Source organism: Paenibacillus roseus (genome assembly GCF_016424485.1).
Taxonomy (GTDB): Bacteria; Bacillota; Bacilli; order Paenibacillales; family Paenibacillaceae; genus Paenibacillus_D; species Paenibacillus_D roseus.
In genome coordinates, this window is the sequence record NZ_JAELUP010000077.1 from 1 (window position 1) to 20,294 (window position 20,294).

General features: G+C 49.4%; 8 protein-coding genes. 7 read left to right on the forward strand and 1 reads right to left on the reverse strand.

Features of this window, described 5'->3' with window-relative positions; translation table 11 throughout:
• The first annotated feature begins 1,405 nt into the window (after positions 1-1,405).
• From JFN88_RS14660 to JFN88_RS14685, 5 genes are all read left to right on the forward strand, one after another.
• A complete protein-coding gene (locus JFN88_RS14660; RefSeq protein ID WP_199020034.1) occupies positions 1,406-1,675 on the forward strand; it encodes a hypothetical protein in 270 nt (89 codons plus the stop codon).
• Positions 1,669-2,007 carry a hypothetical protein gene (locus JFN88_RS14665; protein WP_199020035.1) on the forward strand — a complete coding sequence of 113 codons (339 nt, stop codon included), beginning with the start codon at positions 1,669-1,671 and terminating at the stop codon, positions 2,005-2,007. Before JFN88_RS14660 ends, JFN88_RS14665 begins: the two co-directional genes overlap by 7 nt.
• A complete protein-coding gene (locus JFN88_RS14670; protein ID WP_199020036.1) occupies positions 1,980-2,447 on the forward strand; it encodes a hypothetical protein in 468 nt (155 codons plus the stop codon). The genes JFN88_RS14665 and JFN88_RS14670 overlap by 28 nt, the downstream gene beginning before the upstream one ends.
• A 644-nt stretch (positions 2,448-3,091) precedes the next feature.
• Entirely contained in the window at positions 3,092-8,971 is a 5,880-nt protein-coding gene (locus JFN88_RS14680; protein WP_199020037.1) for an S-layer homology domain-containing protein, read from the forward strand.
• 581 nt (positions 8,972-9,552) lie between these two features.
• Positions 9,553-13,110: an Npt1/Npt2 family nucleotide transporter gene (locus JFN88_RS14685; RefSeq protein WP_199020038.1), complete on the forward strand. Its 3,558-nt coding sequence runs from the start codon at positions 9,553-9,555 to the stop codon at positions 13,108-13,110.
• A gap of 235 nt (positions 13,111-13,345) precedes the next feature.
• Here the strand turns inward: JFN88_RS14685 and JFN88_RS14690 are convergent, their stop codons facing one another.
• Entirely contained in the window at positions 13,346-15,391 is a 2,046-nt protein-coding gene (locus JFN88_RS14690; RefSeq protein ID WP_199020039.1) for an ATP-binding protein, read from the reverse strand.
• Positions 15,392-15,565: 174 nt separating this feature from the next.
• On the opposite strand from JFN88_RS14690, the gene JFN88_RS14695 reads away from it, so the two are divergent.
• Both JFN88_RS14695 and JFN88_RS14700 read left to right on the forward strand, forming a co-directional pair.
• Complete coding sequence (locus tag JFN88_RS14695) at positions 15,566-16,861, forward strand: glycosyltransferase (protein WP_199020040.1); 1,296 nt, start codon at positions 15,566-15,568, stop codon at positions 16,859-16,861.
• 158 nt (positions 16,862-17,019) lie between these two features.
• Positions 17,020-20,283 carry an S-layer homology domain-containing protein gene (locus JFN88_RS14700; protein WP_199020041.1) on the forward strand — a complete coding sequence of 1,088 codons (3,264 nt, stop codon included), beginning with the start codon at positions 17,020-17,022 and terminating at the stop codon, positions 20,281-20,283.
• Positions 20,284-20,294 lie beyond the last annotated feature (11 nt).

Consider the following 20,294-nt stretch of genomic DNA (forward strand, 5'->3'; position numbering starts at 1 on the left):
ATAAAATGCCCTTATTTGTACTTATAAGTAAAAATACCATATTTTTTAATTAAAGTAAACAATTTCATTTTATAATATTTTTCTATTCATTATTAGCGTTATATAAATATCATGTCATATAATACCCCTCAATTGGGTTGAATTATGAACGATGAAACCAATATACGTGGACGTGTGCAGTTGGACGCAAGTTGTGGTTTCGTTATGCAAGCAAGGAAACAAGGGAAAGCAGATATGAGTTGCGGAAGCGGCATTATCGAAGTGAGACTGTGAGGACGTCCCTCAAGAGGCCTGTACACAAGCCAAAGGGGAATCATGGAATTATTGTCAGAATGGAGTACTGCGCTACAGCAAACCTGTGAGAAACTCAGGCTATGCGCTGTCGGTTCTAAGAATGATTTAAGCGAAGAGAGCGTATTTGGACAAGTGAAAAATAACTGGCAATTCAGGGATGACCACCCTGGCACCACCAATTCTATATTTTAACTTTTCCTTTCAGCAAACGAGTTGTCTCGTGAAGTGACTAATCCATTTTGGGGGGCAAATTAAATACAAAAACTGCATTCATGTATCACTTTCTACTCTTCTTGTAATATCTACCACTTAGATTCACCACTATATACACAATAATCACTATAGATACAAAAAAAATAATGCGAGTGTACATATAATTTAAATCTCTAACGAAATATAATAACAAAGCCATGACCGAAAATAATACTAAATAAAATGTTAGATATTTTATAGTAATCCCTCCCAGTTCAGTAATCAGTAAATTTACTCTTATTCCAATATTTATTATAACACTCACTATATATTAGTCAAATATCGCTAAATTGAATTGAGATTTTCTAACCCTTTCATTCGCCTTTATATGGATTATTGTTTCCCTTTATATTCAATCGTTGTGGGTCAAGCATAGAATTTGGGGAGGTATGATGTCGCCGAATCCGTTGTTTGCGGATCAATTCCCATCATAATTCGTTAAGGCACATACAGCCTATCCTATTGCTTTTCTCAATGAAACGGCCGAGATGCTATTAGCCATGCTAAAGAGTATCCAAGTCATCGTCGCAACGATGGGGGAACAGCGCATCCGAGCCGTGTCCGCGCACGTCAGTGACAACGTGAAGCGAATCCTGCGCTTGGCGGGGGATGACATCGCCATCTACACGTCACAAACTGTCGAGAAAAGAGAGAGCTAGACCATTCAAAGGGTGGTGTCCGAGCAACTAATGTCGAAATAAACAGAAATCCGTTAGGCGGTTTCAGGCTGTTTGCAACTGCGCTGTCAACCGAGAAATGAAAAATGAATGCTTAAGATAATTCGATTTGTAAAATTATTTCATGCGAAAAGTCGGATAGATGTTGAGTTCCTGCCAGTTCGATAGTAAATCGGACTTACATGTTACTCAAGGATGGGCGGCTGCTCAGGCAGGATACTCCACAAGCGCTCATTGACGGCTTGAAGGGTAAGGTGTGGATCGTAACGGCAAGCGATGAAACATTGGATCGGCATATTGGCCGGCTCAAAATCAGCAATATGCTGCGGGATGGAAATGGTATACAGTTTCGGGTCATTGATGATGAGAAACCGGATGAACAGGCGATAAATGTACAGGCGAATCTGGAGGATATATTCTTGTACTCTTTCGGAGAGAGCGAACGATGGTAGCATTAATCGGTTTTGAACGGCGCAAACATTTTCTGAGGAGATCCATATTCGTAACGCTGGTTCTTTTTTCTGTCTTGAACATCGTGAAAATATACGGCGTCCATCAAGGCAACTCGTTACTGGCTACCCCGTCTTGGAGCGTATTATACAAGGAGCAATACGATACCTTCAGCGGGCCGATCACAAATGAGAAAATTGAGAGGTTGATGACCATCTATCGGCCTTTGGAGCAACTGACAGCCGAGTTGACGACTAGAACGAGCTATCGACCTCCAAATACTCACTTGACCAATGTCTATGAGGATTGGATTTTTTTTGCTTCAATTTTGTAAATCTCATGCGATATGCCTATGATTATAAGGGGTACGCTCATCAGGTTGTAGCTGCGGCACAGCGGAATGTTGTCTTTTATGAGTCTGTCGGCAATGATGGTGAGGCAAGGAAGAATAAAGCCATTGCGGAGCGATTCCAGGGACGTTCCATCTCAACGTTCACCTATACAGAGATGTATAAATATTATGTCCAATACGATTTTTCTGCTTTACTGGTGCTCTTCATCTGCATATTCGGGTTAATGAGCGTTTTTGTTCTGGAGAAGGAAACGGAGATGGACACGCTGTTGCTGACAACCACATCAGGCGGATTCCGAACAATTGGGGCGAAGCTTATAGCCTCTTTCCTGTTTGTGTCCGGCATTTCATGGTGGTTCTGGTTTGCTGACTTTATTGCGTTCTCCGTTCTATTCGGCTCATGGGATTCCGCTTCAAAGTAGACTATGGAACGATTAGATATGCGCGTTGTTACCTTTGTATGACATACTTTGCTTGATACCATGTTCTGTTAGATCATGACGATAGGGTTTCATCTGATAATGCCAGACTCTGTTATATCCCGAACCCACTTCTCGTTTGGCTTTTCAGTGTGAAAGTCACGTTCTAATATATTCGGTGCAATCTTGTCGACTGTGCCTTTGTACGAACGGTATTTCTCCATACGTAACGTTCTACCTCTGCTTGCAAAACCTCTACAGACCCTTCTGACGGTTGACTCTTCTGTTCATTTGAACCTTTCTTCGTAATCGCCTTCCCATCGCCTATCCTTGTGAAAGATTCTTCCAATCGCTGTTGTTCCCAAATTTCTTGAATGAATGATAATAAAGGGAAATTCGGGAACAAGGCGAGCGCTTCGCTTCTCCAGAATCCTTTCACACTCCAGCTACCTACTTCCGTTTCTTTCGTTCAACTTATGTATACTATCTTAGAACGATGGAGCAATTTTTCCACATTGAATCTGCTGTTTTACTGCTATTTAACCTTCAGATTGTACGATGCAAAATAGATTGTCGGTTTTTGAAAAAAAATTAGACAAATTGTCATGAAAAATTGGAGAATGGCTCGATCGAAAGGTGGATGGATCATGGGGAAGATTATGAATGAATGGGGGAAGCGAATTGTAGCATGTTCGCTTATCCTCACACTGCTGGCACAGCTTATACCGATTCCCGGTCAATCGAATGCGGCGATGGCTGACGCATTAACGGAACTGTCCGCGGCATCGGAGCAATCCGCAAGTTCGTTGTCCGCAAAGACGGATATTTCCGGTCATTGGGCGGAAACCACAATTCAGGCTTGGTTGCAGGAAGGGTTGGTCAGTGGTTTTCCTGATGGCAGCTTTCGCCCCGATAGCGAAGTGAAACGCGCGGAACTGGCGGCGATCATTAATCGAACTTTTCAATACACGAAGGAGGAAACCGGATCATTCACAGACGTGTCGTCTTCGAAATGGTACGCGTTGGACGTTGCGCGGGCGAAAGCGGCAGGCTACATGAAGGGGGACGGGAAAGGCTTGTTCCGCCCGGAAGCTTTCGTTACAAGAGAAGAAGCGGCTGTCATTATCGCAAACTTGCTTCATCTGGACACGGGCAGCAAAATCAAATCCGGCAATTTCGCAGATGCAAAGAGCATGGCGAATTGGAGCCGCGGCGCCATTAGCGCTGTTGCAGATGCAGGGATTATGAAGGGATATGATGGAAATCTGTTCAAAGCCAGAAAGCCGCTGACGCGCGCCGAAGCGGTCGTTCTTCTGGATCATGCCCGTAAACGGCTAGGCGATACGAAGCCTGTTGAAACTGCATTATCGATCGACAAAGCGGGAACGTACGGTCCGGATTCCGGTACGAAAACGTATTCGGGCGATGTGGCGATCAACGTGCCGAATGTTGTGTTGAAGAACGTGACGATCAAGGGAAATCTGCTGCTTGGCGAAGGGATAGGGGAGGGTGACGTCACGCTAGACCGCGTCGTCGTTGAAGGGACGACGACGGTTAAAGGCGGCGGCAAAAACAGCATCCACATCCTGGATTCGGCGTTGAGCAGGGTCGTCATTACGAAAGTAGACGGCCAGGTCCGGGTCGTCATCGAAGGCTCTACGGCGGTGGACCAAGTGTCGGTCGAATCGGGCGCCACGCTGCAGGTTGTCGGCGGAAACGGGGCCAGTTACGGCACCGTGAAAGTGTCGACGACAGGCGAAGTGACGCTGGACGGCGATTTCCCGGACGTTGTGATCGTTGCGCCTGCGCAATTGACCGTAACGAGCGGCAAAATCGGCAATTTAACGTTAACGGAGCAAGCGGCAGGAGCCGAAGTCACCTTGGAAAAAGACTCGCAGGTAACCAACGTGAATGCAGGTGCAGCCGCGACGATCAAGGGAGACGGGAAAATCGATACGGCGTCGGTCACGGCATCCGGGGTTACGATTGAGCAAAAGCCTGCGCAGACGGTCGTCGCGGACGGCATTTCCGCCAATGTCGGCGGAACGGTGACGCAAGGATCGGGGGCGAGCGGATCGGGCTCCAGCGGATCAGGATCTGGCGGCGTACCGACGGTTATCAGGGTTACTGTTGAGGTCAGCAATCCGTCGGCCAGCGGTTTCGATCTGCTGCTGACGCCTGCGGTTCCGAATATGACGAGCACGAATATCATCATGGTGAACGCCGACGGGATGCCCGCGCTCGTATCGAAGCTCCGAAGCACGGATCAAGCCGGCTCGAGCTATAGAGCGGAAGGTTTCCTGACGGGCGGGGCGGTATATACATTATCGCTTGCGAAGCCGGGATACACGTTCGGCGCCAGCAAGACGGTGTCGATTCCTGACGTGCCGGCGATCACCGGAGCATTGGTCAGTCCCGAGTTGACGAAGCTGACGTTGTTGTTCAGCAAACCGCTGGCAGAGTTGCCCGCTGCGCCTGCGGGCTTCACAATTACGGACTCCAGCGTGCCGGTTGCGATTACGGGCGTGACGCTGTCGGAATCGGCCACCCGGCTTGAACTTGCGCTCGGTGCGCCCGTCAATCCGAATGCGCTGGAACTGAAATATGTGCCGGGCACGATTCATTCCACGGACAACAAGGCGCTTCCCGCTTTGACCTGGCGGTTATTTACCGACGGCAGCACGCCAGGCGGCAGAGCGGCATACAATCGCATGCTCGGGAAAACTGCCGAGCAGACAGCGGATGATTTGAAGAACAACGCAAGCGTTAGTGCGAGCGTCGCCGCCAAAGCGTTAATCGAAGGCGGCTACAATACGAACGCACTCATCAAAGCGCTCAACACCGTCTATGGCATCACCAATGAAAACATGCCCGATATGCTCTTGCCGCAAGGCATTAGCGTCTACCATCTTCTGATCGGCATGAAAGAAGCGGGCATCCTGAACATACAGAATTTGGGCAAAAACTTCAGCTACTTGAACGGCCAATCCGACGACTGGGTGAGAGCGCTGAAGCAGGTGGAGTATACCGACGTTCAGGTCGTAGCCAACAGTTGGTTTTTCCCCAACGTCAAGCTGGCGGCATCGATGCGAAAATATTACGATACGAGCAACGAAAGAGCCGCGAAATTATTTGCAGCTTACAGTTACAGCAGCTTTAGCAACGATGTCGGACGCGTGCTGAAGGAAGTTTACGGGAACGACGACTCGCAAGCTGTCTCGGCGCTGAAAGCCGCCGATATCAATGCGAGCAAGGCGGGCATGGTGCTGAAAGACATTTACGAATCCGACCCGAACCGGACGGCGGAACTGCTGCGGACGGCTGGTTATTCCGCGCAGGACACGGCGAACATGTTCCTGTTGGATTACGGAGCGACGCAAGAGGATACGGTTAAAGCGATGCGTTTCGCCGGGTATACGATCACCGAGATATATCCGAGTCTCGGCTATGCGCAGAATCCTGCCGCCGCTATTCATAGCGCGTATACCGTCACAGAGGCTTACAGCTACCTGATGTCGCAATCTGGACGTCTCGACAATGCGGTCTTCTTCCTGAAGAATGGCGGCTATAACGCGGTTGAGGCCGCAACCATGCTGCTGACGAACGGAGCCATTCGAACAAGGGCGGATTTGATGAGCGCTTTGCTCAGCAGGGGATCGGAGGCATTCCCCGGCATGCAGGCTTACAACGTAGACGATGCTTTGGACGCGGTTCGCAAGAAACTCGGCGGCAGTCTGACGGATCTCGCGGCTGTGCTTGCACAATTCAATGTTCCGACAGTTACGACGATGCAGCCCCGCGAAGTGACTCAGGTCGCGGCTCTCGTCAGAGCAGGTTTTAACGCTGCTGACATCGTGCAGTGGCTCGCGCCTTCGAATACGCTCACGCAAGCGCAAGCGAGCAACATTGTACTTGAGTTGCGCAATGCGGGTTATCCGCTGCCCAGCATGGGCAACGTCTTGAAAACTTTGTCTGTTAAGGTCTATAGCAACTCTGCCAGCCCGAATCTGATCAGACTGCTCGCGGCAAGCGGCTTGAATACGACGACGAGGGAGTCGATTCCGGGTTATTCCGCGACGGACATCGCCAAGTTCTTGTCTGGCGCGGGTCTTGCGAATTACGATACGATCGCTGTGGACTTGCAGCTCGTCTTCAGCAAAATCGAAACGGCGCGCGCAATCGCGGAAGCCAGCGGTTTTTCGATGGTTGACATGCTCTATTTCTTGAGTCCTAGCCGATCACGGATGTTCATGGGCTCTGTCGACGTCCCGTTTCTTGGGCAGGTGCTCAAGGATATATACGGATTGTCATCCGACGAAGCCGTCCGTGCATTAAAAGGTTCGTCTGTTCCCAGCATGTCCGAGTTCTTTACGATAAAAGATATTTTGCAGCGAACATACAGCCATACCGATACGACGACGCTTATCATGGATTTTGCGGCTGGCGGATTCACCATGAATCAGATCGGCGATGGGCTGGTCCTGAACGGAGCCGTCTTCAAAGCCGCAGGCTATAGCGCTACGGAAGTGGCTATGTATTTGTTATACAAGCGGACCCAGATGAACGATATGGCGCTGGCGCTGCACAACCTTGGATATAATCTGAATGAAGTTACGATGGCGCTTTACAATCTGTATACCGGAGTCCAGGATCAGGTTGTTCCGCAGGTGACGAATTGGTTGAGCGACCCGCGCTTGGGCTATAGTTCCGAGGATATTACGGCTGCAGTGACCGCCGTATTCAACATCAATCCGTTCGCTGCGATGGCCCAGTCGCTTATCCGGGGCAACTACTCGGCGACGCAGGCGGCTGTAACGCTCAAGGAGACATTCACAAGCACGGATTCTGTCGAGATGGCGAGAGGCCTCGCCGCTGCCGGGTATTCGCGGGACAATGTTTTGGCAGCCGTGTTCCAGGCGTATTGCGACGGCTACATTTATAAAGAAGGCGCGCTCTCGACGATGGACAGCGTCATTGCCGCCGTGTATCCGGAAGTGACGAACCGGCTGGACGCCACGTTGAAGGCATCCGATGTCCGCACCGCGAAATATGCCATCAGCGTGATGCGTTCGCTGGGCAAGTCGTTCGAAGAAACGATAGGCGTTCTTGAGCGCGTATATGGGTTGAACTCTGCTGCCGTGCTGGCCGCCATGTTGGATAATCGTCATTTCGGCCTGGAAGAGGCAGGGATCGTGAATAAAGTCGGCGCCTATTATGGACTTGATCCGGTCGTGCTGTACATCTCCTGGATGGCGGAGCGGCGCTACAAAGCTTATGACGTGCTGGCAGTCGTGCAACAAAGCTACCCTACTCTCGACGGCGTAACGATCGCCAGATTGCTGAATCAAGCCGGTTATACGAAAGAGAGTATCCTGTTTGCTTATGACTATAACTTTCACGGAGACTACGTCAATGAGATGGCGCTTGTTATGGTGCAATTGTTCGGCAGCAGCGACATGCAGAGTGTCGCAACGGAATTGCTCCAATGGGGCTACAAGGGACTGCTCGTATATCCCGCGCTCAAGGGGGCGTTCAAGAACAAGTCGCAAGGCGATATTCTCGTTGCGATGAAGCAGGCGGGTTTCACAGATCTGTTTGATGCCATTCGTTATAATATGAGCAATGGGGATTCGACGGTGATCATGCAGTTCCGCAACCTTGGCTTGAGTTTGTCGAATGCCGAGTATTTACTGGAAGGTCTATGGAAGTACAGTCTGCGTGATACTGTTCGCTATTTGATTGAGCTTGGCTATCCGCTCAGCGATATCGGACGAATGTTAAGTCGGCCCGAACAGCTTGTCAAGCATTTGCGCGCCATGAATTATCCGCTGGAGACGGTTGCCACGATCGTGTATGGGGCGGACCCGCGCCCGAGCATGTTGGTCGGATACATGTACAACAACGGTTATACGAATATCGACGATCTGGTCAAGGCGCTTGAGCTGGTGAATTGCAATCCATACGACTACGCCATTAGCTTGTGGTTCGGCCCACAAGGCCCATGGACATTGGCGACGATTGCTCAAGCGGTTGCAAGAAACTCCACGCTGACGCTCGAACAATTGGGACAATCCTTGATGCAGTCGTACAACAATCGCAGATATTTTACGGACATGCAGGTTTACGAAGCGCTCAAGTCGGTCGCCAATATTGGCGTGAGCTTCATCCAATCGGAGCTGGACAGCGCGATCAGCGCGATGCTGACCGATCTCTCTGAAGGGATCCCGTTCGCGATAATGCGCGAAGCGGGCCTCAGCTCCAACGACGCCGCTCGCGTCATGAGGAAACTCGGCTGGGACTGGATACCGGCGTGCATCCAACTGGTGCAGGCGGGATACAGCGCCAGCGATACGTGGGGCACGCTGTGGGACGTTTACCGCAACGAGCTCGGCTTCCAGGTTTTGAACATCATGTCCGCGGTAGCGCCACTCGCATCGCTTGGCTTAGCCGAAAACTTATCGACATTCCAGACGGTGATGAGATCCGCGATGCGCAAAGCGATGATCTATTACTTCACGAGGCAGTAAGAAGGAATGAAAAAGCGGCATTCCCTGGTGAAGCCGGCATTGCTCCCGTCAAGCAAACGGACATCTTGAAAAGCAAAGGCGATAATCGCTTCGTCCAAAGGGTCACGCTACAAGAGATGAGGCATTAACGGTTCTGCTGAACATATGGGCACAAAAAAGCAAGCCAATAATCACCTCCCGGATTGCCAAAGTATTAGCCTCCAACTACTTCACAGTGGGTTGGAGGCTCTTTGCTTAAGTAGTTTCCCCTGAAAAGCCGAGCTTTTTAACAAATCGGCGCCTCTGAATCTGTCCGACAATACGGGCGCATCCGTCGCAAGGACTTTGCCCACAAACTTCAACGTTGCCGCTATCATTGGATAGGCTACACTATGTTGGACAATCAAAATGAGGGCCTGTAGAATAGATCTATCATGCGAAGGAGCGATCTCTACAATGCCAAGACAACAACGACGTACCTTACCTCAGAATTCAAAAAACAAATGGTCCAGCTGTTTGATTTACTGTTGACAATCAAAAGGGGAATAACGTCAATAAGTGGAACTATAAGTTATGTGTCTACATAGGGAGAGTTGTGCGGAATGAAGTTTTTTTCTTATAAAACAATTGGAACCGTCCGCGGAAAGTTTGCCGAGGAAAAAGAAGAATATCGTAAAGTAATTGTCCTGTTCATCTATCTGTTGTTAGTCGTCTCAGCTTCAACGGTGGGGCGAACCGCGGCGGATGCGCTGTTTTTGTCGCGATTCGATGGTTCGTTGCTGTCCAAAATGTATTTACCACAGGCTGTTGCGCTTATCTTCACAGGTTTCGTTTTTCAGAAATGCAGTTCCCGCTTTCGCATTGACTTGATCATCAAATGGATGATTCCGTCACTTGGCTTGCTCTCCATCATTTCCCGAATCGGCGTTGGAGCGGGGCACCTGTGGATTTTCCCTACCATTTATATCGCTTACGATGTGTTCAACTTTCTCATGATCGTCTGTTTTTGGCAATTTGCAACTTTCGTCCTGGACCAGCGCAAAGTGAAACGGACGATCGGTCTTGTAGGGAGCGGAGGCATTATTGGGAGCATAATAAGTGGGTTCGGGCTCAAATGGATTGTTCCATGGATGGGGACGGAAAATCTGATTTTTATTTATGCTGTGCTTCAATTGTTGGCGTTGTTGGCAGTGTACGTGCTGATCCGGCTAAGTGGAAATGCTGAGGTCGTGTTCGCGATGACGAACAAGAAAGCAAAGGGAGCTTCAACGACGAAGAAAAAGAAGAAGGAAGACCGGAAAGAAAGTCTCTTTCGTTCAGTACCGCATCTCCGGTATGTGGCGGTCATGTCGGCGACGCTGGTCCTCGCTCTAACCTTTATCGACTTTCAGTTTAAAGTCATTTTGAAAGGCGAACTGCAAAATGAGGCGTTGGCGGGCTTCATGGGCAGCTTTTACGGGTTTGCGGGATTATTGGCTTTGGCGGTGCAAGTATTATTGGCTGGCAAACTGTTTTCTCGATTCGGGGTGATGACAGCCATTCTCGTATTCCCGCTTGTGCTTTTTGCAGGAAGCTTTGGCATGCTTCTATTTCCAGTATTGGCGATGGCCGTCATTGTAAAAGGAAGCGATAAAGTTATCGGGGATACGATCAACTCTTCAGTCAATCAGCTCATCATGTTCCCAATCCCTCCTCAGTGGCGAAACCAAGCGAAAAGTTTCTTGGATGGCATTGTGCGTAATGGGGCAAAAGGTCTTGCTGCGATCTGCCTTATCTTGCTCTCTCCTATTCTGACAGCCCAGCAATTCAGCTATATCACGATTGCCTTGCTCGGCTTGTGCATCGCTGCAGCAATCAAGATCAAGGGGGCTTACTTAAAGACGCTGCTGTTCACGTTGCGGACGGATGAGCCAAAGCTCGACGAAACGGAACTCGATTTCATGGATGCCGCGAGTGTGCAACTTTTGGTAGATACTTTGCAAAGCCCCGACAAGCAGCAGGCGCTGTATGCATTCCGAACTCTCAGCAGGTTAGAAGGCTTTGACCTTGCTCCATTTCTTCCAAAGCTGCTTGTTCATCCCGCAAGGGAAGTTGTTATTGAGACGCTTCTGCATATTGAGCGCGAGAAGCCGGAAGGGTTGGAGTCTGATCTATTGAAGCTCCTTGCTGTTTCTGACAATGAAGTACAGTCCCAGACGTTGCTTACCTTAGCCGCATATGCGCAAGAGCAACATTGGGATCTCATAACAGAATATGTGCATCGTACAGGAAATTTAGAGATTAGGTCCGGCGCTATAGCGGGCCTTATCAAATATTATGGAATTGAAGGAATGTTTCAGGCAGTCGACGTCTTGAAATCATTAATTAAAAGCACCGATGAAGAGGAGCGGACAGCCGTAGCGGAAATCTTTGGGCGAATCGGCATTAAGCAGTTCTACAAGCCGCTAGTCCCCTTGCTGCAGGACGAATCGGCGCAGGTTCGCAAGCGCGCGCTTCGATCTGCGGGCGTTCTGCAAGTAGCGGAGCTTGTCCCGTACATTGTCCCGCTTCTTCAGTATGGAGACACTCGTAAGGAAGCGATATTAGCTTTGGCAGGGTATGACGAGAAAAAGCTGTTTCCACTTCTCGATTCTTATTTCAAACAGACGCCTTTTCCCTTGCATTTGCCCAAAGTATTTGAGAGAATCGCGACACCTTTGGCGTTTGAAAAGCTTCTTGCTTGGTATGCATTCTCGAACTTCGAGATAAGAGACAAGTTGTTGGAAGCGTTGACCCGTATACTTCGGAACATTACGGTTTCAAGTAAGCAGACGGCGGTCATTCATGAGCTAGTCATGCAAGAAATAGAGCTTTATTGGAATCTTTCGGAGCAAATTACAGGACTATCGACAATTCCGGCTTATGAAGAAGTAGAAAAAGTAGCGAGTCAACTCCGTTCAGCTTGCGTTTGGCGTGTCTTCCAACTCCTCTCTCTGATTTATGATTTTTCGACGATACAAGCGGTATATGCGAATTGGTCGGGGGGAGATGCTCGCCAGCAAGCGAATGCCATGGAGGTCATTGATCAACTGGCCCATGGCCAAATACGCATGGAAGTAGCAAAAGTTATGGCAGCGTCGGGCTCTGGCGCAAATTCTTCCAGATCGGAGGCCCAACTGAAGCAGCAACTGGATCGGCTTAATCAGCTGGACGATTTATGGCTGAGACAAGTGATTCGGTTTGCAGTAAGTCCTGATGAGTCAAGTGAACTCAACATGCATATGGATCGCATTCATACGCTTCGCAACTTTTCGTTGTTTCATGAGCTAACGAGCCGCGAACTCTCCGCTATTGCGATGAAACTCGTGAAGGCTGGTGCCAAGCGGGGGGAGTATATATTTAAATCTGGAAACTCAGAGAATGCGCTCTATTTAATGAAGAGCGGACTTGTCGGGATTTATCGCAACGGAGAAAAGGTAGCTGAAAGGAAGACTGGCGAATCATTCGGGCAGTCAGGCGTGTTAATTCGCAGGCTTCGGACTGCAGATGCGGTGGCAGAGGAGGACAGCATATTCCTTAAGCTGGATTCGGATGATTTTTATGACGTGATGTTCGACCGACCGCAAATCGCTATGGAAATGATGAAGTTGATATCCCGCAGGATAAGGTCGGTATTGGCGGAACAAAAATCTCATGCAGCAATTCAAGAAGCTGCTACCACCAAGGAGGAAGTCGTAGTCCCGTTATCTGCAAGCAGGACAGACCACCCGGATTCACTTCTTCGCCGAGTGCTGGTATTGCAAAAAATCGATCTTTTCTCGCACCTGTCCGAGGACGACATCATCCGGCTGGCACAGATGGTGGATGAAGTTGAATTCGAGCCGGGAGAAGTCGTTTGCCGGGTCGGAGATTATGGAGATACACTTTACGGTATCATTGAAGGGTCCGTCCGTATACACAGGGGAAGCGACACTGTTGCACAACTTGCCGAAGGAGACTATTTTGGAGAGATGGCAATCATTGATGACGGTCCCCGTTCGGCGGATTGCACGGTGACTTCTCCGACAGTCCTGCTTCAACTTCACCGAGATCAGGTTTTCTCGCTGTGCTTTCAGAACATGGATATTCTACGGAGCATGTTGCAGGTGATGGGTGAGCGGCTTACAAACTTGTTGCGATGAGATCAGGGGCTGAAGCCATGCAAATTCTCCGTCGAACATGGCGGAGTCAATACGACACATTTTGACCAGTAATTAGAGGGTGACATAGTATTATTCTATGTGACCCTCTAATTTTCTTGTAAGCGTCAAACTGAATACACCTATTCATAGCGAAGCCAATTGACCATAATGAGGTATAAGGTCTCTAGTGGTCCTCGTTCCATCGTGCTCTGGATATTACGTGGATCATGTTGAATCAACTGCATTTTAGCAACAATAATTCTTTCAAAACCCGCAAAGCATCTGCCCGAATTCGGAAATAGGTTGCCCTGCTCACATGCAAACGTTTAGTTGCTATTTCGGCCGTCAGATTTGCTATTGTGCTCATTAGACGCAATAATTGCTGCATTCGCTCATCAAGCGGGAATATAAGGTCGCCCCAAAGCAACTTTTGTATCGTATCCTGCAGTTCGATGCCGCTCAGCTCCAGAATTTTAGCAAGTTCGGTTTGTTCCAGTCTCACAGGATCTTCTGCTAGTGGCAAGGCTGACTTAATCGCTCTATCTGGAATGATTTTTGATAATGGGCTTGTTGACTTTGGCGCTTTCATACCAAACAATTCAAGAATCCGGTCTCCTACATCCAAGTCACGCCAATCCAGCTCACGGATCGTTGCATGGCAGAATGGATGATCCTCAGGAAGTCCTGTAAGTGGTCTCATTCGATAGCCTAATTGAAATAGAATTCCATTTAACCCCTCATACGTATTAATCATAACGAGCCGCAACCCAGCAGAGTAGAGGATCAGCCATTCTGCGATAATAATTCCCATGAGTTCCCAAAAGGTATGATCGGAATCCCTTTCCGATGTGCCGGCCAGTAAATGATAATAAGTATTCGATTCTTCAACTGACTGCGTGCGCATCTTCTCGATTTCACCCGGAAAAGCCTGCTCCAGCATGCCAGGGAAAAAAGTTTCGTGGAAAGCGGTTGTTTCCCGATAAAGATGAAAACCTGAACAGAATGCTAAAGGAATGGTTTCTTTAGAGCGGTAAACACGTATGCATTCCGGAAATTGTTCAGCCAATTGTTGCAACACGATGAGGTCCTTCTCAATAGAAACGGCAAGCGAGTCTTGGTCTTGCAGAATACGCATCAAGTGCGGCAGGTCGCTTGGCTGGAATGCCTCCATCTGCATGTGTTCAATATCTTGAGGGATGATGGGGACCGAATTTATTTGGAACGCATCCCTGCATGTGGAGAGCAGGATCGATGTAAGTTTTCTGCGCTGATGGATATCGGAAGATTTAATATCTTGAACTAATTCCATAACGATGCGCGTGCGCAAGGATTGTACTCTTTCGGGCTCTCGGCGCATCATATCTTCCTTAAGGTAATAACGCGCTACATCATGCAAGGCAAATCCATCCGCGGTGGGACGGACAAAAGAAATCCGGCTTAACTTCAGCAGCTTATCCGCATCAAGGGGAGTACGAAGCAAACGCCCAAGCCACTCAGGGGTCGCTTGCGGTAAAATACATAACAGTTCCAATGTTTCCAGCAGGTCTGGCGCTGTTACTTCACGCATAAGTTCGGCATTGATGCGCAACGATAGCGGCCATACATGTGAACCAACCTGCTGGAGCTTCTCCGAGGTAAGTGCCAAGGCAAGCGGTAATCCTTGCGTTTCGCTAAAAATTTGTTCCGTGTCAACGGATTTCGTGATTCCATTGCGAAATAAATATAGCATCACTTCTTGCTTGATGAATGGAAGCAATGCAATATGTTTGACCCGGCTTCGCCAAGCCAGATCATGCTGCCAGGGCTCTGACAGGTTCTTCCGGGAAACAAGGAGAACCATAAGCCCAGTTGCAGGCAACTGCGGAAGGAACACTTCTCGCAGCCAGCTATCGATCATTTGAATCGATTCATAGTTATCAATACATAGAAGGGTTTTGCTTTTGAAGATCTCCTGAATGATTTCTTTATTTGAGAATGTCTGGTGCGTCAAATCTCCGAAATTTTGTTTAACACTGTCAAACAGCGCCTCTACAAATCCTGCTGGCGTTTCCGGGCAAACCCGTCCATCAATCCAAATAGCAAGCTGATTGGCCTGTGCCGTTAAGTCGATAATCCTCATCATAAGAGAGCTTTTGCCAACGCCGCCAATACCCGAAATAAACAGGACTTCGGTTGGCGCATTTTGGTTTTGAATCCATTGCTGCGCAGCCGCGATTTCTGCATCCCGTCCTACAAACAGACGACAGCGTTCCAAAGCAAGCGTTTCACTAAGTTTCCCCATACTTTACCACCCTGGCAGAAAGTTGTTTCTAAAAATACTATAAATACTATTCGTCAAAAACTTACATAATCCTCTGAAATTTATAGGTAATTGAGACTAAAATGAGACCATCGCTTAGGAATTTTCTGATACGATAATAACATAATCATACTTTCTGATAATGGGGATTAAGATATGAAAATTTCATTATTAACGATGGGGACATTCGGAGATGTAAGGCCATTTCTTGCCCTCGCATATGGGCTTGAAGAGCAGGGACACCAAGTAACGTTGGCTGGGCCGGAAAATTTTCAAGAGTACGTCACAAAAACATATAATAGACCTTATTTGCCAATCGGAATGGATTCTCAGCAGGTATTGGAGTCTGAAGAAGGTCGCAAGTGGATGGCGTCAGGTGATATGAAGCAGTTTCTAAATCAATTGAACATCATTTTGCATGAAAATCGGTATGCACTGCAAAGGGATGCGGCGGCAGCGTGTGAGGATTGCGATCTGATTATCGCCCACCCCCTTCAAACTTATTATGGCTGCTATCTTTCGGAGAAATTGAACAAGCCTATCCTATTTGCGAATCCATTCCCAATGTTTCCGGCAACAGAAGCGTTTCCGCATTTCTTGGTTACAACTAGGAGATTGCCACTTCGTTTTATGAATAAAATGACGTTTCGATTAGTTTTCAAAGTGAATGAAAAAGGTTTACGCAAGGACATGAATGAATGGAGAATTAAATTAGGACTTGCACCCTCACGAGGAACTCTTTTTAACAAAATAGAACATCAAAACATACCGGTTATGCAAGCGTTCAGTCAGGCACTTATTGCACATCCAAAAGACTGGGGCAAGCATGTCGTCATTACCGGCCAGTGGAAAATTCCAAGTCAGTATGTTCCCGAGCAGGAAAAGGCGGAATTGGATAAGAATTTGGTCGCGTGGCTGGATGAGGGCCCCCCTCCGATTTATTTTGGATTCGGCAGCTTGCCGGTACTGGAGCCGCAGCAGATGATTGATATGGCGGTCGCTATTGCCCATGCTCTTCAAACGAGAGCCATCATCGCATCCGGTTGGTCCGATATGGACAACGGGGGGAACCGACTGCCTGATACAGTCAGAATGATAAAGTCGGCTAATCACGAACTCCTGTTTCCGCGCTGCAGTACGATTATTCACCATGGAGGAGCCGGTACGACACATACAGCGATCGAGAGCGGCGTGCCTTCCATTATTTGTTCTACTTATGCCGATCAACCTTTCTGGGGTGAGCGAATTGTAGAGCTTGGCATAGGCAGACATATTCCTTTCTCCAAGCTGAACCAAGAGAAGCTGTTGCAAGCCATTCGTGAACTTCAGGACCCGGTTGTATACAAAATAGCTGCTACAGTCGCCAAACAAATGAAAGCGGAAAATGGTTTGGAAACGGCATTGAAGTTCTTGGAACGCCAAATTCCGACTGCTCCCGTATTTAAAAACTGATCTTTTATTCGTCGGTTGACGGCAACTAGCCACGACGGGGTATGAATTCAAGCACATGCCGTAATTAAATCATGGCGTCATAAACAACTTGGAAATCTGCGAGGATTTATCCAGGCTGTTTGTGTTGCCCAAAACAGATATTTGGAGGAGAAGGTTGGATGAGAAATAGACATCAACACCCCATTACACGTATTATTGCGTCTATATTGCTTGTTGGAATTGCGGTTTCACAAGTGCTGTTTGGACAGGCATTCGCGTCTGTTGATGCGGAGATGCCGACGATCATATCACAGCCGTCCAGGATGACAGTGCTGCCCGGGGATACGGCGACGCTGAGCGTGAGCGCAAGTGTAAACGACGGCGGAACGCTGAGCTATCAATGGTATGCGGATGGCGTCGGCGCAATCGTCAACGCAACGGGGAGCAGCTACAGCGTGCCGACGAATACAGTCGGGACGACGCGTTATTTTGTCATCGTAACGAATACGAACAACAACGCACCGGGGTATCGGGTCAAATCCGTGGCAAGCAACGGGGCGACGGTGAAGGTAATCGACGTGCAGGAGCCGACGATTACCTTCCAGCCGCAGAGCCAGACTGTGGTGAAGAACGACAGCATCAGTCTGAGCGTCATCGCATCGGTGAGCGACGGCGGGACGTTGAGCTACCAATGGTATGGCAACACGACAAACAGCACGGATGGCGGTACGGCGATCGACGGCGCGACAGACGCGACATATAGCGTGCCGACCTCGGTAACGGGCACGACATATTATTATGCGGTGGCGACGAACACGCGGAGCGGTTCCAATGGATCAAAAACGGCCACGGCGGCGAGCGAGGTTGTGAAAATCGTTGTGCTTGGATCGGCCAATGCGGAGACGCCGACGATCACATCACAGCCGTCCGGGATGACAGTACTGCCCGGGGATACGGCGACGCTGAGCGTGAGCGCAAGTGTAAACGACGGCGGAACGCTGAGCTATCAATGGTATGCGGATGGCGTCGGCGCAATCGTCAACGCAACGGGGAGCAGCTACAGCGTGCCGACGAATATAGTCGGGACGACGCGTTATTTCGTCATCGTAATCAACACGAACAACAACGTACCGGGGTATCGGGTCAAATCCGTGACAAGCAACGGGGTGGCGGTGAAGGTAGCCGACGTGCAGGAGCCGACGATTACCTTTCAGCCGCAGAGCCGGACTGTAGTGAAGAACGACAGCGTCAGTCTGAGCGTCATCGCATTGGTGAACGACGGCGGGACGCTGAGCTACCAATGGTATGGCAACACGACAAACAGCACGGATGGCGGTACGGCGATCGACGGTGCGACGGACGCGACATACAGCGTGCCGACCTCGGTAACGGGCACGACATATTATTATGTGGTGGCGACGAACACGCGGAGCGGTTCCAATGGACCGAGAACGGCCACGGCGGCGAGCGAGGTTGTGAAGGTAACGGTTAACGCGCTGGTGGACGCGGAAACGCCGACGATCGACACACAGCCGACGGACGCGACGGTGAATGTAGGCGACAATGCAAGCCTGAGCGTCAGCGCGTCGGTAAGCGACGGCGGAACGGTGAGCTATCAGTGGTACAGCAATACGACGAGTAGCACAAGCGGTGGTACCCTGATCAACGGTGCAACCAGTGCGACGTATAACGAGCCGACCACAGTAGCTGGAACGTCCTACTACTACGTGATCGTGACGAACACGAACAACGGCGCAACTGGGAGTACGACGGCTACGGCTACGAGTGAAGTAGCGAAGGTGACGGTTAACGCACTGGTGGATGCGGCGACACCGAACATTACGGGGCAACCATCCGACGCGAAGGTGAACGTCGGTGACACCGTCAGCCTGAGCGTGACGGCAACAGTAAGCGACGTCGGGACGCTGAGCTACCAGTGGTACAGCAATACGACAAACAGCAATAGCGGCGGAACGGCGATTAGTGGCGCAACGAACGCGACGTATAGCGCGCCGACGAGCACAGCCGATAGCTTCTTTTACTACGTTGTGGTGACGAATACGAACAGCGGCGCAACTGGGAGTACGACGGCTACGGCTACGAGCGTAGTAGCGAAGGTGGTGGTCAAGGCGGCAGGAGGAGGTACCGGAGTTGGTGGCGGCTCGCCTGGAGGTGGCAGCAATGGCGGGGGCGCATCTGCCACGGATGGAAACAGTGAAACTGACATCCCAACTTACAAGGTGACGGAATCGGTCCAAAATAATCGAAAGATTGCGTACGCCAAAGTCAATACAGTGGGTCTAAAGAGGCTGCTTGCATCGGAAGGAGAGCATGCTACCGTAAGAATTCAACTGCTGGGAGATGCTGAGGTATTTGCAATCGAGCTAACCGTTCAAATGTTCGAGGATATGATTAGGAAGGATGCGACAGTGGGCATCGAAACCGGCAAAGGCAGCTTTAATTTGCCCGCAAAAGAAATCAGAATGGCATATCTCGCTAAACAACTGGGCCAAGACGCCTCACTAAGTGAGATTCAGATTCAGATTCAGGTGGCATCGCCTGCAGTCGAATTCCAGAAGGCGATCGAAAATGTGGTTCAATCAGGCGGTTATACGCTTGTCGCGCCACCCGTCGAGTTTAGAATTACCGCTCAATACAGGGATAAGATCGTGGAAATCTCCAAGTTTGACAGCTATGTGAGTCGGATGATCACCGTTCCTGAGGGCATAGACCCCACTAAAGTCACGACGGCGATCGTTGTCGAGCCGAATGGCTCTTTTAGGCAAGTGCCGACTAAAGTCGTTCAGATGGACGGGAAAAGCTACGTGGTCGTCAGCAGCTTTACCAACAGTGTTTACGCGGTTGTTCAGAACAAGGTCCTATTCAGCGATATTACAAATCATTGGGCACAGTCCATTGTGAATGAAATGGGTTCAAGGATGATCGTTCAAGGAACGGGGGATGGAAAATTTTATCCCGACCGGGCCATTACCCGGGCTGAATTCGTTGCAATTCTGGTTCGTGGGCTGGGACTGAGGCCTGAGGAAGGGCCATCCGTTTTCTTCGATGTTCAGGAAGAAGTATGGTACTACAGTACAGTAAATGCTGCATATACCTATAAATTAATAAGTGGATACGAGGATGGCACCTTCCGCGGCAATGACAGCATTACACGTCAGGAAGCGATGGTCATGATTGCCAAGGCAATGAAACTGACCGGCCTGAAGAACAAAACGGGGGATACTCGCTCTTTTGAACGGATTGATACTTATACCGATGCTGCCCATATCTCAAGCTGGGCAAGGAAGGGGATCATCCAATGCCTGCAATCGGGCATTGTGACCGGCAGGTCAACAGCAGAATTGGCACCGACCTCCCCTATAACTCGGGCAGAGGTGGCGACAATTGTTCAGCGCCTGCTGCAAAAGTCTGATTTGATCTGAAGTTCGACGTA

Excerpts from the sequence above, each read along its gene's own strand:
- JFN88_RS14660 (WP_199020034.1), top strand. The coding sequence starts at position 1,406 with ATGTTACTCAAGGATGGGCGGCTGCTCAGGCAGGATACTCCACAAGCG.
- JFN88_RS14665 (WP_199020035.1), top strand. The coding sequence starts at position 1,669 with ATGGTAGCATTAATCGGTTTTGAACGGCGCAAACATTTTCTGAGGAGA.
- JFN88_RS14680 (WP_199020037.1), top strand. The coding sequence starts at position 3,092 with ATGGGGAAGATTATGAATGAATGGGGGAAGCGAATTGTAGCATGTTCG.
- JFN88_RS14685 (WP_199020038.1), top strand. The coding sequence starts at position 9,553 with ATGAAGTTTTTTTCTTATAAAACAATTGGAACCGTCCGCGGAAAGTTT.
- JFN88_RS14690 (WP_199020039.1), bottom strand. The coding sequence starts at position 15,391 with ATGGGGAAACTTAGTGAAACGCTTGCTTTGGAACGCTGTCGTCTGTTT.
- JFN88_RS14695 (WP_199020040.1), top strand. The coding sequence starts at position 15,566 with ATGAAAATTTCATTATTAACGATGGGGACATTCGGAGATGTAAGGCCA.
- JFN88_RS14700 (WP_199020041.1), top strand. The coding sequence starts at position 17,020 with ATGAGAAATAGACATCAACACCCCATTACACGTATTATTGCGTCTATA.